Here is a 16,310-nt window from a genome sequence, read left to right on the forward strand (position 1 = left end):
AAATAGAAACCATGCGAACAAATACACTGTTTTAGTTTCCTAGAGCCTAAAGCCTAAAGCCTAAAGCCTAAAGCCTCGAAACGACAAAGGGCTTGCCCGCATGTACTTTGAATCGTAAGGAAATTAATTAGAACGACTATACTTGTTAAAATAATATTATCTAGAAAAAAAAGAAACTTTTCCATCTAAAAGTAGATATCGAATATCTATTAAAATAAATAGAGCCAATTAAGCTAGTGCGATAGTTAACAACTATTTGCTAAAAATTGTTCGTCCGCTATCTAGTTCAAACAAATGAATATTATCGATTTCAACACCTATCCAAAGACGATCGCCGATCTCCACCAGACGATCTGGAGGTAGAGATATGATTAATGTGCGATTAGCATCTTCTACCAAACTAGCAGAGATATAGGTTTCGTTGCCCAAAGCTTCTACTAAATCAACCCGAACTTGGATGCTCAATTTACTTTCTTCGGTCAAATAAAAATGCTGGGGACGAATGCCTAAAATAACTGTTTTTTCTTTAGCCAATCCTAAATTCAGTTGAGAACTTTGAGGTAAATTTAATTCAAAAGCTCGATGAACTATTTTAGTCGAATCAATTAAATCTACCTGTAAAAAATTCATGGGTGGCGAACCAATAAACTCAGCTACAAAACGGTTGGCAGGACGATTATAAATTTCTAAAGGAGGTGCTATTTGTTGAATTTGTCCGTTATTCATGACAGCAATGCGATCGCCCATAGTCATCGCTTCTGTTTGATCGTGAGTTACATAGATCGTGGTAGTTTTTAACTGTCGTTGAAGTTGGACAATTTGAGCGCGGGTTTGGGCGCGCAGCTTGGCATCTAGATTGGATAGAGGTTCGTCCATTAAAAAAACTTGAGGATTGCGGGCGATCGCTCTACCTAATGCTACCCTCTGTTTTTGTCCCCCTGAAAGTTCTTTAGGCAAACGATTCAACAAAGATTCTATCTGTAACAAACTGGCAACATATCGCACTCGCTCTCTAACTGTTTTTTCCTTTTTGGGCATATACCGCAAGCTGTGAGGTAAATTGCGAGTCAAAGCCAGCAATAAATCTTCTAAAACGTTTTGAATCGATAATTTTTGCTTATTAGCAGATATACGATAATTGCGTCGCAAACCAAAAGCAATATTATCGTAAATTTTCAGATGAGGATATAAAGCATAATTTTGAAATACCATGGCAATATCTCTAGCTTTGGGGGGTAAATCGTTGACCGAGCGATCGCCAATAATGATTTTCCCTCCAGTTAGTTCTTCTAAGCCAGCTAATAAACGGAGCAAAGTACTTTTACCGCAACCAGAAGGACCTACCAATACCAAAAACTCTCCATCTTCAACGGTAAAGTTAATATCTCGCAAGACATTTATCTGTTTGGATTGCTTTACTTTTTCTCCCTCGATTGCTTCGGCAATCTGGTGGTTATTTTTGCTGGAGCTAGAATAGCTTTTATAGACATTTTCGACTACAACCTGTGCCACTATAAAACCTAGATTGACTAGAAGTTTATCTTGCTCAGTAATGCTAGCACTTTTGTTATCAATCTGCTCGACTCCAAATAAATTTCAAGTAGTGTTCTGGAAAGTCTTGTTTATCAAAGTTCACCAGGATTGAGAATATTTTGGCTAACTATGTTACATTGATCGACAAACCTATTAGAAAGAACCACTATTGATAGTTAATGGTCAAGTTTCTTAAGTTATGAATGAGATTGACGAGCTTAAAGAAGAATTAAAGCAAGCACAATTGGCTTATCAAATGGCTGCACAGATGAGCCAATTTAAAGCGGGTTTTTTGGCTCGCACCTCCCATGAAATCAGATCTCCTCTTAGCAGCATGATTGGGTTGCATCAGCTAATCTTATCAGATCTTTGCGAGAGTCCTGAAGAACAAAAAGAATTTATTGCTCAAGCTTATCAGTCGGCATTAAAACTTTTGAAATTAATTGATGAAATTGTTGCTGTTTCTAAGACAGAATATGGTAGCAATCGTTTAAATCTAGAATCTCTTCAAATAGCAGAAATTTTTGGCGAAATCGATCGCCTGACTCATCTTCCAGCAGCCAATCGTAACTTAAATTTAGTTATAGTATCTCCCGATCCTCAAATTGTCGTTTATGCCGACCGTTCTCGTTTGATTCAATTAATTTTTAATTTAATTGATAGCGGTATTTCATTAATGAAAACGGGTTCAATTCAACTATCTGTTAGTAAAGTTGATACGGATATAGTAACTTTAGAAATTGATTTGGAATGCCCTATTTCTCTTTGGCAAGAACAAGAAACAGTAGAGCCTAATTTTGAAGGCAAAGATTTAGCAGAAATACGTCAGTTTTTACAGGATATTAGTCTTTCTCCCCCCATGAAACTCTTATTATCCAAAACATTATTAGAAACAATGGGTGGAAGTCTGGAAATTTTAGACTGTAGCGATAGTAGCGATCGACAAACCCTGACTAAAATAATCTTAAACTGTAAAGTAGATGATGAGAAAGTTAAGAGCTAATAACTAATAGTTGATAAATTAGAAATAATAACTGCTAAACCTAGCTAATGCCCTTAACCTAAACAACAGCTTTAGTAATGATGTTTGCTTTGTTGAGAACATTCTCTATCCCAGCACTTTCTAAATAAATTAATTTGATATAAATACCAAAAATGTCTAAAATTCCAGACAGAATATTTATCAAAGACTTGCTGATTAAAATATTGCCAAATTAGATTGGTTGTTAGTTTAATTTTTCTGTTCATGGAAAAAATCCTTTATTAAAATAAAAATTGGTTTTAAATTTATTGAGAATTTGGATCGTTAAATTCCCCCTCTTTTATTAATTTGCCCAATTTTTACCCCTTCCCCTTGGTCGGAATTGCCTAAAATTGTTTAAATATAAAGAAAACATTAAGTAGTCTTACTAATTGCCAAACAGCAACAAATCTGTATAATTCCAGTTAGGAAAGTTAAAATAGTTGTGGATTATAAAAGATCTAATAATTAGATGCACTGCGAGTAATTTCTAGAGTTATTTTGCCTCCAAAGTCGGGAATGGGGGCTGCGGGTTTGGATAGCTTTACACAAACGCGATCGACCTTCTTAATACTTAATATCCGATCGGCGATCGCACTAATTAGCTTTTCTACCAAATGAAATTTAGATGTTGTAATTAATTCCTTGACAGCTGCGATCGCCTCGCGATAGTCTACAGTGTCCTCAATATTATCGCTGTTTCCTGCGGGGTTTAAATCTAGCCACAAAGTCAGATCGACTTCAAACCATTGTCCCAATACTCGTTCTTCGGGCAAATAACCTACGTAACCGTAAGCGCGAATACCATTTACTTGAATTGAATCCGACATAATTAAACTAGCAAGTAATATAAAGCAAATAAGAATTTACCACGACTAACCCAGGATTTATCCCTCTTTTAAAGAAAATTTTAGGCGATCGCCCCTAAAAATCAACTGTTTTATCGATCTTTTGCCAGATGCTAGCCAAGACTTAGCAACGAACAACAAACATGAACCTTTTCTGCATATATCGAGGAATTTTAACCTATAGAGATATACTTAACTCTTAAAATAAATCAATAAAAAAACGATGTGTCCCCGCGTCAAAGCCCGTCCTAAACCAGCCCCAGACTCGAAGCTAGCTAAGTTGTGGATTTTGCTAGTCGGGGTAAATCAATATCAAGATAGTCAAAATTTGCCTTCGCTGCAATATTCGGCTTTAGATTGTCAGGGTTTGGGGGAAGCACTCAAGGAAGCTACGGCTAGTTTTACTGCCAAAGAAGTAATTATTCATCACGATTTTGTCAGCCAGCGTCCCAATATTGAGGAAGTGAGAGACAGTATCGATCGCATTGTGAAGTCGGCAAAGGCTAACGATACGATTCTGTTTTATTTTTCGGGACACGGTATTTTAGAAAAGACTACCCAGCAGGTAGTTTTATGTCTGGGGGATACTCAGACGGAAAAGTTGTTAGAAACTGGCTTGCCTTTGAATAGTTTATTAAAGCAAGTTAGCGATAGTGCGGCTAACCAGCAACTAGTTTGGTTGGATGCTTGTCATAGTGGCGGGATGACTTTGCGGGGTACATCGAGAATCCCTATAAAAGATACTAGTACTCGCATGGTGGAAGTATTGCGCCATAAAGCAGCAGAAAGTAAGGGCTTTTATGCTTTATTATCTTGCGATCGCGCCCAGCAGTCTTGGGAGTTTCCCGAATTGGGACATGGGGTATTTACTTATTATTTGATGCGGGGTTTGCGAGGGGAAGCAGCCGACGCACAAGGAACAATTGAAGCGGATGCTTTGTATCAGTATGTTTATCATCAAACTCTCCGTTACATCGATAAAACCAACCAACAAATTCGCCTAATTAACCAACAAAAAAGCAGTCGGGGGGAAAGAAGATTGCGATCGGAATTTCCTTTACAGACTCCCAAAAGGATTGTCGAGGGTTTTGGAAAGGTAGTTTTAGGCAAGCGATCGCGAGAACAATTAGATATTAATCCCCGTCAGGCTTTGGTAGTGGATGGGGGAGTTAAAGCTAACCGCACTACTTTGGCTTTAAGTCAGATCTTGCAAGCAGGGGGTGGATTTAATCTCAGGTATTTTCCTCAAACTAACGAATCTTGGTCTTCGGTCAAGGGTGCGATCGCTAGTTGTTTGCATTCTTTAGAAGGCAGAGGACAGGTAGGGGCGTTTCGCAAAACGCCCTTACAGATTGCTACCGCCCTATTGTATTTGCGAGGGAAGATTGAAATTGATAATACGGGAGAGTCCTATTTAGTTTTGGGAGACAATACCCGTATCTCTCGATCTTGGTTGCGGAAAATTCTCCGAGATTCTCATACAAGCCAACAGATTGTTATTTTAGATTGCCCTGGTAAGTATTCAGTCCAAGACTGGATCGAAGATTTGCGTCTCGAAGCTGACAGGGGACAATGTTTGATTGCGGCTAATTCTCCCTTAAATGATTCGGGGTTGTTTGCAGAAGCTATCTTAAATACCCTCAAGAATGCAGATCCAGAAGTGGGTTTACCCATCGCTGCTTGGATTACTCAGTTGCAAATTGCCTTAGCAAGTACGGGAGTTGTGCCTCAAGTTTGGTTATCTGGCACTCAGGGGGTAATTGAAGTACTCCCGCCTGAAAATAATACTGGGGGAAGTTCTGTTTCTTTGGATTTGGGTATCTGTCCTTATATGGGCTTACAAGCCTTTGATGAGAATAGTGCGGAATATTTTTATGGTAGAGAATCTTTAGTCCAAAAACTATTAAACCAAATTAACCACAATCTAAGTATGGCGGTGGTGGGTGCTTCGGGAAGCGGTAAGTCTTCGGTAGTGCGGGCGGGGTTATTGGCGCAACTGCAACAGGGCAAACAAATTCCTGGTAGCGATCGCTGGTGGTTGGGGAGTATGCGCCCTAGCAGTCAACCTATTAAAGCTTTGGCAGATGTTTTAGTCGATCCTGGGAGTAAGGGAGAACAAGTTAGAGAAAAACTGCAAATTGAAGGTTTACTCTATCAAGGAGTAGAAGGTTTTGTCCGTTGGTTGCGCGATCGCCCCGAAACAATGGTTTTACTGGTAGTAGATCAGTTTGAAGAGTTGTTTACCCTCGCAGGAGACAAAGAGAGACAAGACTTTATCGAATTAATTTTAGGGGCGTTAAAATTTGCGGGCGATCGCTTTAAGTTAGTTTGTACGATTCGGGCGGATTTTGTGGCTACTTGTTTAGAAATTCCCGAATTAGCTCTTATTTTGCAGCAAAACAGCGTATTAGTCCCTCCCTATCTTACGGTCGCCGATTATCGTCGGGCGATCGTCAAACCTGCCCAACAGGTAGGCTTAGAAGTGGAATCTGGTTTAGTGGAAGTATTATTACAAGATTTAGATCGATCAGCGGGAGATTTGCCCCTGTTGCAATTTGCCCTACAAAAACTGTGGGAAAAACGAGAAAACGGCAAATTAACCCTCAAAGCATACCAGAAGCTAGGCAAAGTCCAAGGGGCGTTAGAAAAACAGGCACAGGCAGTATACGATCGCTTGGATGCTGAAGCCCAAGACTGTGCTAGATGGATTTTTCTCAATCTAACTCAACTAGGAGAGGGTACGGAAGATACTCGTCGTCGCATTACTAAATCGGAATTGGTAGTCGAAAAATATCCCGAAGAATTAATCGAACGCACATTAAAAACTTTAACCGATGCCAAACTATTAGTAGTTAACCTCGATGACGGTACTAGTTTGGGACAAAGCCGTAGTGCCAACCCTCCCGAAGACGACGAGTTGTTTTTAGAAGCAATGCGTCAAGAGGCGACAGTGGAAGTCGTTCACGAAATTTTAATTCGTCATTGGTCTAGTTTGCGTTGGTGGCTGGAAGAAAATCGTTCTCGATTGCGATTGCAACGACAAATCGAACAGACTGCTAATTTGTGGCAACAAAAGGACAAGCAAGATGATTTCTTATTACGCGGGGCGCGTTTGGCAGAAGCGGAAGAGATTTATATTAAATATACCGATGAGTTATCAGATACTGCCAAAGAATTCGTGGCAGCCTGTATCGATGCCAGACTAGCAGAACAACAAGAAGCTAAAAAACGTCTCCGCAAGGCACAGTTAACCGCTACTGCCTTGGGTATCTTAGGACTAGCTGCGACAGCTTTTGGTGTGGGTGCTTATCGCCAAAAATTAATTACTCAACTAGAAAACATCGACAGTTTAAATTCCGTTGCCGAGGCACAATTACTATCCAACCAACAGTTAGAATCTCTTACCACTAGCGTCAAAGCAGGAAAGCAATTAAAACAAATAAAAGGCATCGGTAGAAAACTAGTCGGCGAGAATAACTGGCAGTCAGCCCAACATAAAACCACCGCCACCTTACAACAGTCTATTTACAACACCCAAGAATCAAACCGTTTTAACTATCATTCAGAGAAAGTTAATGCAGTAGATGTTAGCAGTGATGGCAAAATAATTATTACTGTTGGCGATGACAACAAATACACTGTACTAACAGATGGGTCGATTCCCAACCGCAGAGATATAAATGCCTATAGTTTGATACATGACAATCTAATTACCAGCGTGGCAATTTCTCCCAGCTTAAATAACTGTCTGGAAAATGCCTCATCAAACACCAATGAGTGCCAAAGCGATCGCGATTATTCTTTCGCTACTTCTAGTGCGGACAATACTATTAAGCTGCACAAAATAGCCTTTAATTCTAATGGTACTGACACTGAAATAGCCAGCCAAACTCTAACAGGACATCAAGATTGGGTTACAGATGTTGCCTACAGTCGCGATGGCAAGATACTAGCTTCCTCTAGTCGAGACGGTACGATTAAACTCTGGAAAAATGATGGAACTCTGATTACTACTTTGACGGGTCATCAAGGTTGGGTCAATACCATTGCTTTCGATCGCTTAAATGATTTTGGGAACGAATACATTTTGGCTTCTGGTGGAGAAGATAACAATCTAAAACTTTGGTTGGTAGATCTTGACGGAGGAAGAGAAATCAAAACAATTTCAGGACATCAAGATCGCATTAATGATTTAGTTTTGACGATTAACCCCAACCCCAGTCAGCAAGATACATTGCTCGATCGCTTATCTTTATGGTCTGCTAGCGACGATCGGACGGTTAAACTTTGGCAGCTAAATGATGGCAATTTAATTAATTCTTATCAACATCCAGAAGCAGTTGCTACTCTTATCCCTTTAAGTACTAACACCCTCGATCTTTTTGCTACAGCCACTCAAAATGGCAAGATTTATATTTGGCATCGAAACAATGTTTTAAAACAAACTATCTTCGCCCATAACGGCGCAATTACCGATCTAAAATTACTGCCAAATCAGAATACCCAAAACCAAAATTATGATGAATTAATCTCTACGGGAGTAGATAAAACTACTAGAGTTTGGCAAATAAGCGATCGCAATACCGAAGACACTATCTATTCTGTTAAAGCTAACCCTTCATTAAAATCTCAATTTGTAACTGGAGGATGGGACGGCAAAATAAATATCTATGAAACTTCTAACTCTCTTCCCATTGCCAAAGCTACTATATCTGCTCATGAAGATGCTATTTCACAACTAAAATATAGCCCTAATGGCAAGGTAATTGCTACTGCAAGTTGGGATAAAACTATTAAAATTTGGGATGCGGAAACAGGAGAATTAATCGATACTTTAACAGGACATAATGACGGAGTTCATAGTATTGCTTTTACCCCCGATGGTCAGACTTTAATTTCTGGTAGTGAAGATAAAACAATTAAAATTTGGGATATTTCCGATCAAGCAAAATTAATTAAAACACTATCAGGACATACCGATAGTATTAAAGCGGTTACTGTTAGTTCTGATGGTAAGTTAATTGCTTCTGGTGGCTACGACAATAAAATTAAAATCTGGAATATTCAAGGGAAATTACTACAAACAATTGACGCTCATAAATTAGCAATTACTTCCTTAGCTTTTATCCCCAATGGTAATACTTTAGCTTCTGCCAGTTGGGATAATAGTATTAAACTTTGGTCGATCGCGGAAGATGGCAAGACTAATAAATTACTCCATACTTTAACGGGACATCAAGACGGAGTAACAACAATTAGCCTCAATTCCGATGGTAGTTTACTGGCTTCTGGTAGTGGCGATCGCACTATCAAATTATGGGATACTAAAACGGGGGAACTCGTCAAAACTCTACGAGGACATACCAGTCAAATCAATAGTTTGGCATTTAGTAGCGACGACAAATCTATTATTAGTGGCGAGGAACAACAGGGTTTATTCTGGTGGAATTTAGACTTAGATAATCTCTTAACTCAAGGATGCGATCGCTTGTACGATTATTTATCAACCAATCCTAATGTAAAAGAAAGGGATCGAAAACTTTGTCAGTAATTTGTCGATACTTCACAGACTTATGGGTAAAGCCAAGAGTAATAACTGAAAACTGGACAAATATTGATTTAGATGTTATATTTCTGCGGTTGATTAGCCTGGAACAAACTTGGGGAGCAAAAGGCAAACAAGCTGGGCGATATGCGATCGATTGTTAACGATCGACTAACCAATAACAACCCTAGAAGATGATCGAATTTTACGAAGCTCAAAATGCCCTAAAACAAGCCCAAAAACACTGGCAAGCCAAAGAATGGCAACTAACTATTCAAGCCTGTGCTTTGGCACTAACTTGCGATCGACAATTGGCAGAGGCTCATAAGTTGATGGGGGATGCTCTACAAAAAACAGGTAAGTTAAAAGAAGCTGTGGGTTATTACGAACAGGCGATCGCCATTCAACCCGATTTTGCTAAGGTATATGTTAACTTGGGTTCTCTTTATGCCAATCAACAGCAGTGGCAAAAGGCAATACATTATTACCAACAAGCATTAACTATCGATCCTCAATTGCTGCCAGTACACGAACATTTAGCGCGGATTTTGCTATTGCAGCAGCAGCAACCAGTCACTCCAGTTCGATCTAGTTCTTCTACGGTCAAAGATTGTCTGGATCGGGGAAAAAGATTCAAAGACCAAGGAAAATTGCCAGAAGCTTTAAAAGAGTTCTATTTTGCTGCTCAAATTGCTCCTTATAGGATAGAGACATATCAAGAGATTGTTAACCTCAATGAGAGATTGGAGTTATGGCAAGAAGCAGCTAAATATTGTCGCGTTATTTTGCAATTATCTGCTGAAAATTCAGCTTTACAACCAAATATAATTCCTGTATCTGTTGCAGAGCGATCGATACCTATAGCCCCTTTACCAGTAAAAAATCATCAGATTACAGCGGAAGAATATTTAATTTCAGCACGAGAAGCTGTTGCATTGAAGCAATATAAATCGGCAATTGATTATTATCGGCAAGCCATAGAGGAACAACCAAATTGTGTAGAAGCCTACTTGGGTTGGGGTGATATTTTAACTCGTAGGGGTAAAAAGGCAAAGGCGATCTCTCTTTATCTTCAAGCTTTGAAAGAGGTACAAGACAATCCCGAAATCTATTTTAATCTGGGCAATCTATATCGCTTAGAATCTAAGCCATCTCAAGCTGCAGTATGCTATCAAAAAGCAATTCAATACGCTCCAGACTATGCCCAAGCCTATCATGAATTAGCGGAGGTTTTAAGCCAAAAGGAACAATGGAGTGATGCGATCGCATCCTATCGTCAGGCAATTTTATATAATCCCGATTTTTCTTGGTCTTATAATAATTTGGGCTATGCTCTAATCCAAGTAGGTCAATGGCAAGAAGCAATTCCCGTCTATCAAAAAGCGATCGAACTCAATCCCAATTTTTCTTGGTCTTATTACAATTTGGCAGAAGCTTATTGTATGTTGGAGCAATGGTCGGAAGCGGTGGATTTATACGAACAAGCTCAAGAAATAGACCCCAATTTGCCCAAAATAGAGCAAAAGTTGGGTAATGCCCTTTATCATCGCAGTCATAATGATTTGGATGAGGCTTTAGAGCATTTTTTGCAAGCGATCGCCCAAGATCCTGATGATTTGTTAGCCTATCATCAAGCGATCGCCATTGATAAAACTAACTTAGATTTATATCTGCGTTTGGGAGATAGTTTGCTAGAGCAAGGACAGGTAGATGAGAGTATTGTTACCTATCAAATGGCTCTACAATTTCATCCCCAAGATTCGGAAATTAAAACTCGTTTACAACAGGCTTTGGAAAAAAAAAACACCATATCGGCTTAAAACTCGATTCTGGGGAGACTAGCTTTAAAGAATTAGCTTCCTATCAGGGAGTTAGTTCTGGTGTTTCAGCAAGCGATCGAGTTTTACAGAATCGGGCAAATAATCTCCCCAAGTTTTCACCAAAATGGCAACAAGAGCTTAAAGAATATCCAGATGATTGTCAGATTGAAAATGTTTCTCTAGCTAATAGAAAATATTTAGCTCGAACAACAATTTTAGTAATTGATAGTTATCTTCCTAGTTACGATCGCGAATCTGGTTCTCGTCGTCTGTTTGCTCTCCTAAAAATATTCAAGGCTCTTGATTGCCATCTTATTTTTGCTGCGGATGATGGTCGTAAATTAGAACCTTATGCTTCAGTTTTACAAGATTTGCAGATTGAAGTTCTCTACAATCGATCGGGTTACAATTTAGGAATAGCGACACAAATTGAACGATATTTGTCTTTTATTGATATAGCTTGGATTTGTCGTCCTGAATTAAACGAAAAGTATTTTAATTTAGTCAGACAAAATAAAAAAATTAAAATTATCTACGACACGATCGATTTGCATCACCTTAGATTAAAAAGAGCTTGGGAATTAAAGATTAAACAAAACCTATTTACTCCTAACTCAGAACGACAAGAATGGCAGCAAATGGAAGAGAGAGAATTAGCTATTGCTCGCCAAGCAGATTTAACTATTACTGTTACTGCCACCGAGCAAAAAATATTGCAACAGCAAGCGATCGATAATGTTGCGGTAATTCCGAATATTCATCTTCCCTATTCAGGAGAAATTCCTCACTTTAACCAACGCCAAGGAATATTATTTATTGGCGGATACAATCATCCGCCTAATGTAGATGCAGTTCGATGGTTGTGTCGAGCAATTATGCCTCTAGTTTGGCAAACTCAACCCAATATAAAGGTTACTCTACTTGGTAGCAATCCCACTCCAGAAGTAAGATCTTTAGCTAGCGATCGCATTATCGTCACGGGGTATATTCGAGATATTAGTTCCTACTTCCTCAGTCACAAACTATCAGTATCCCCTCTTAGATATGGTGCGGGTATGAAAGGAAAAATCGGTCAAAGTTTGGAATATGCTTTACCAGTTATCTCTACAGTAATTGGTACGGAAGGGATGAATTTAGTTGCCGAACGAGATGTCTTAGAAGCTAATAGTACCGATAGGTTTGCTAGGCAAATAATTCGTCTTTATAATGACGAGCAACTTTGGCATAAATTATCGAGTAATTGTCATCAAGCAATTGTTTCTTATAGTCCAGAAAAAATCAAACAAAAATTGTCTTCAATAATTAATTATTAATAAACAATGTATTGGATTTTACGAAAATACACGCAAAAATTAAGATAACTCAGTATTTTTACTAATGTCAAATACACTGGCATGGTGTTATCGTATTGCACGAGAATAGAAATTAGAGTTTTGACTAAATAATCTAAACTCTATAGTTATTTGACTTAAATTGCATTAAAACAATCGGTCAAATAGTTTTAAGGTGTGAGAATTAGATAAATCGATTTAAAGTAATTTTGCATAATTGTTTTCCCCGATTTATCTGGCAATTGATTGGTAAGTATCAACTAAAAATATTTCGAGAATATCTGAGTGTCTTCAATCGAAAAGAAAACAGAATCTAATCAGGTTTCATAGATGTAAATTATGAATTTCATTTTAATTGTCAAGGGCTATTAGCTAAGGGCTAGTTTTCCTATGTCTACTCCTCTTAGATTGAGAATTAAATATGATTTTTTCAGCATCTATACTTAGGGATTTTTTCCTAGTTAATCATCAACAGTCGGTCGCTAACAACAAGTAATCTTCTAATAGAAATAAGATATTAGCAATTTTGTGCCAGCAAAAAAAAATGACTATCAATACTGAAGCAGCAAACAGTCAAGAATCTAGTGAGTATTTACAAGGACAGGCAATAAATAAACATAAGGAAAATAAGTTGTCAGATGCTCTCACTCTCTATTTGAAATCCATTGAGTTAAATGAAAATCAACCAGAATGGATTTATGGTAATGCTATTAGTTTGTCAGCGCAAATAAATCGTTTCGATCTGGGCGATCGCCTAGTAGAAAAAGCTATTAGAATTTATCCTCATAATGATGAAATTCTGCGAGGAATTGGCTTGCTCAACGAACAACAAAAGCGATTTAAAGAAACTATTTATTTTTATCAAAAAGCGATTGGGATTAATCCTTCTCAACCAGAGTGGGTTTATCTAAAGCTGTACGATATTTTAACTTCTCAAGGACTTTTGGAAAAAGCCAAACTAGTTAAACAACAATGTTTGAACTATTTCCCCGAATCTACGGCATTCCGCGTTAGAGAAAGTGTCAAATTCGATCGCCATAAAGTTACTAATAAAAATATTCTTAATCTCAGTCAAAAAATTTCTGCTAGTCGAGAAACACCTCAAATTATTGAAAAAAATGTCGATCTAGATGTCAAGCAAACTCGCCGTCAATTGATGGATGCGAGTATCGTCGAACAATACGAAGTTCTTTTAGAACAGATTCTGTTTAATGGCGATCGAAACGTTAATACTCTCGATGTTAATGCTTTATTAACTTGTTTGGCAGAAATCAAAACAGATATTCACTATCTTAAAACTAAGGTATTAGAATCTCCAACAGAATTAGTCGATCCTCAAGCAAAAGAAAAAGTAAATATTGAAAAAATTGTCAATGCTATTAAACCAATTCCGATCAAATGCGAATTAAAAAATCGTATTGTTGGTTCTGGTTGGCACTCAGCCGAAGAAAATGGAAGATGGACGGGAAATAGTACTATTTCTTCCTTAGTTTTTCCCTATCCTGCTGTGGGTAAATATCGTTTGGAGATAATTATTAGCAAAGAAGCCAAAGTAGGTTTATTGAAGACATTACAAATTAATCTTGGCGATCGCCCTATTACTATTGCCAGCCAACTTAATAGTTTTACTTCCCCTTCAATTATTAGCGAAGAAATTGAGATTACAACACAAAATCAATCTTTCTTGAATATCGATCTGATCGTTGCTGAAACAGTAAAAGATATCAATAATAATTCTCAAGCGATCGGTTTATTTGTCGAACAAATTAGTTTAATACCTCTACAAACAGTAACTAACAACTAACAACCAAAAATGAACATACTTTGGTTTTCTCCTACTCCTTCTCATCCACAAAATGCTGGAAATCGCAGTAGAATTTTTTCTCTAGTTAAATACTTTCAAAGTTTGGGACATAAAATTACTTTTGTCTATTTTACTCAGGAAGGAAACGATATCCTGGCTTTAGAAGCTATGGAAGCGGAATGGGATGAGTTTCATATTATTACTAAAAATAATAAGCCTCAAAAATCATTAGGAAATATTTGGGGGATAGATGATTGGTACGAGCGCAATATTACCGAAGAAATGAGTAAAATATTGCGTCAAAAATCTTTTGATGTGGTTTTTTGCGAGTATATTTTCCAGAGTAAAGTTTTAGAACTGTTTCCTCCTCATTGTATTAAAATAATCGATACTCACGATCGCTTTGGCGATCGAGCAGATTTATTAAAGAAAAATGGTATTCAACCAGACTTTTTCTACACTTCTACCGAACAAGAAGCTATTGGTCTAAATCGTGCCGATTTAATTATTGCGATTCAAGAAGATGAGGCTAAATACTATCGTTTGATCGCCACTGCTAAGGTATTAGTAATCGGTCATGTTATTGAAGCAGCAAAATGGCAATGGTCGATGACTAAGTTTAACTCAGAACAACCATTAAAAATTGGTTATTTTGGTTCGGGTAATTCTTTCAATCGTAAAAGTGTAGCCCGCTTTATTGCTGCTTATAGCCAGAATCAAGAATTAATTGCTAAATCGGAATTAATCTTAGCTGGTTCTATTTGCCAGAAGGTAGAAATTCCCACCCAAATTCAAGCTACTTTACTGGGAAAAGTAGAGCGGATTGAAGACTTTTATCACCAGGTAGATATTACCATCAATCCGATGATTGCGGGAACTGGTTTAAAGATTAAAACCGTCGAAGCTTTGAATTTTGGCATACCAATTATGGCTACTATTAGTGGTAGTGATGGTTTGCCCGTGGAGAAAGAATATCATCAGGTAAAATCTCCCGAATCTATAGTAGATTATCTCCTAAAAATGACTCGACCCCAAGAACTTTTGAATGCAGGTTTAGAGTCTTCTAAAGTTATTAAAAAATACAAAAATAGCTTAACACAACAGTTAAATTTATTAAGTCAAACTATTACAACTCTCAAAACCAGTCGCGATCGAGAAAACACAATTGTTGTTGTGACTGAAGCACCTTTTTGGGAAGGAAATAATGGCAAGCACGAACGAATTCTTGCTCTCTGCAATGAATTAAAACAACATTCCAATTTAAAAGTCTTCTTCCTCGGTTCTATTTGGCAATCTAGACGTAAAGAAATAGAACAAAAAGGTTATGGGGGCATAATAGTTAGTTTCAAAGATTACGAACAGGGTGAGTTACCCCAAGAATTACCCCAATGGACAGAACTGTATAATATTTCTGGATTAAAAAGATGGCGACATTCAGCTTTTTATCGTTCTTTTGCTAAATTTATTGCCATTCAAAAACCCAACATGGTTATCTTGGAATATATTTATTTAGCCTATCTCAAAGATGCCATCCCAGAATGTTGTACGACTGTTTTAGATACTCACGATATTATGAGTTTTCGCGAATATCGTTTCTACGAACATGGTTTTGACCATCATATTAATATTTCTTTGGCTGAAGAGAAAAAAATATTAGCCCAATTTGATGCAGTAGTTGCAATCCAGAAAGAAGAACGAAAACTACTACAAAGAATCTTGCCTCAAACTCCTGTTTTACTATGTCCTCATGTAGTTAATTCAGGTATAGCTAAAAAACAACCTAGAGCAATTAAAAATATTGGCTTTATTGGCGGTTCTAGTTTAGCGAATCGAGTGGGATTAGAATGGTTCATCGCTCAAGTTTGGACGGCAATTAAATGCTACGACTTAAAGTTACTTATCTTTGGCAGTATTGGCGAACAATTTAAAGAATATGCTGCTAAAGATTCACAGATAAAAATTATGGGAACAAAAATGAGTCAAGCAGAAATTTATTCCCTTAGCGACTGCACGATCAATCCTATATTTGTGGGCGGTGGTTTAAAAATAAAAACCCTGGAAGCTATCTCTTTTAGTACGCCAATTGTATCCACTATAGAAGGGGCAGTTGGTATTGGTGAAGAGGGAAATAATGGGATTATGCTGGCACGCGATCGCGCTGAATTTATTGAGGCTTTTATTCGTCTGGTTAACGAACCTAATTTAGTCGAAGAATTAATTAGACAGGGAGAAGAGTTAGTTAAAGCTGATTTTAATTCTACAGTTGCTTTTCGTCCCTTATTGGAACTATCGAAGTATTAAGTAATAAGTAATAAGTAATAAGTAATAAGTAATAAGTCGCATTGATAACTGGTCACTGATAACTGATAACTGACTACAAATATGACAATAAAAAAGATAATTTTAAC

Annotated in this window: 8 protein-coding genes; 6 read left to right on the forward strand and 2 right to left on the reverse strand. The window is 37.6% G+C overall.

Features of this window, described 5'->3' with window-relative positions:
• Positions 1-252 precede the first annotated feature (252 nt).
• Complete coding sequence (locus tag AC33VI_RS05140; RefSeq protein WP_491781192.1) at positions 253-1,512, reverse strand: ABC transporter ATP-binding protein; 1,260 nt, start codon at positions 1,510-1,512, stop codon at positions 253-255.
• A gap of 220 nt (positions 1,513-1,732) precedes the next feature.
• On the opposite strand from AC33VI_RS05140, the gene AC33VI_RS05145 reads away from it, so the two are divergent.
• The gene (locus AC33VI_RS05145; protein WP_491781193.1) at positions 1,733-2,536 is read left to right on the forward strand and encodes a sensor histidine kinase; all 804 of its coding nucleotides are present in this window, start codon (positions 1,733-1,735) and stop codon (positions 2,534-2,536) included.
• A 479-nt stretch (positions 2,537-3,015) separates the two neighbouring features.
• On the opposite strand, the gene folB is transcribed toward AC33VI_RS05145, so the two are convergent.
• The gene (folB, locus tag AC33VI_RS05150; RefSeq protein ID WP_491781194.1) at positions 3,016-3,384 is read right to left on the reverse strand and encodes a dihydroneopterin aldolase; all 369 of its coding nucleotides are present in this window, start codon (positions 3,382-3,384) and stop codon (positions 3,016-3,018) included.
• Positions 3,385-3,625: 241 nt separating this feature from the next.
• Here folB and AC33VI_RS05155 point away from each other — a divergent pair, with 241 nt between their 5' ends.
• From AC33VI_RS05155 to AC33VI_RS05175, 5 genes are all read left to right on the forward strand, one after another.
• On the forward strand, positions 3,626-8,953 hold the full coding sequence (locus AC33VI_RS05155) for an nSTAND1 domain-containing NTPase (RefSeq protein ID WP_491781195.1): 5,328 nt from the start codon (positions 3,626-3,628) through the stop codon (positions 8,951-8,953).
• A 188-nt stretch (positions 8,954-9,141) separates the two neighbouring features.
• A complete protein-coding gene (locus AC33VI_RS05160; RefSeq protein WP_491781196.1) occupies positions 9,142-10,767 on the forward strand; it encodes a tetratricopeptide repeat protein in 1,626 nt (541 codons plus the stop codon).
• A 440-nt stretch (positions 10,768-11,207) separates the two neighbouring features.
• The gene (locus tag AC33VI_RS05165; RefSeq protein ID WP_491781197.1) at positions 11,208-12,080 is read left to right on the forward strand and encodes a glycosyltransferase family 4 protein; all 873 of its coding nucleotides are present in this window, start codon (positions 11,208-11,210) and stop codon (positions 12,078-12,080) included.
• Between the two features lie 562 nt (positions 12,081-12,642).
• Positions 12,643-13,902: a hypothetical protein gene (locus AC33VI_RS05170; protein ID WP_491781198.1), complete on the forward strand. Its 1,260-nt coding sequence runs from the start codon at positions 12,643-12,645 to the stop codon at positions 13,900-13,902.
• 9 nt (positions 13,903-13,911) lie between these two features.
• The gene (locus tag AC33VI_RS05175) at positions 13,912-16,203 is read left to right on the forward strand and encodes a glycosyltransferase family 4 protein (RefSeq protein WP_491781199.1); all 2,292 of its coding nucleotides are present in this window, start codon (positions 13,912-13,914) and stop codon (positions 16,201-16,203) included.
• The last annotated feature ends 107 nt before the right edge of the window (positions 16,204-16,310 follow it).

Source organism: Waterburya sp. (assembly GCF_058530065.1).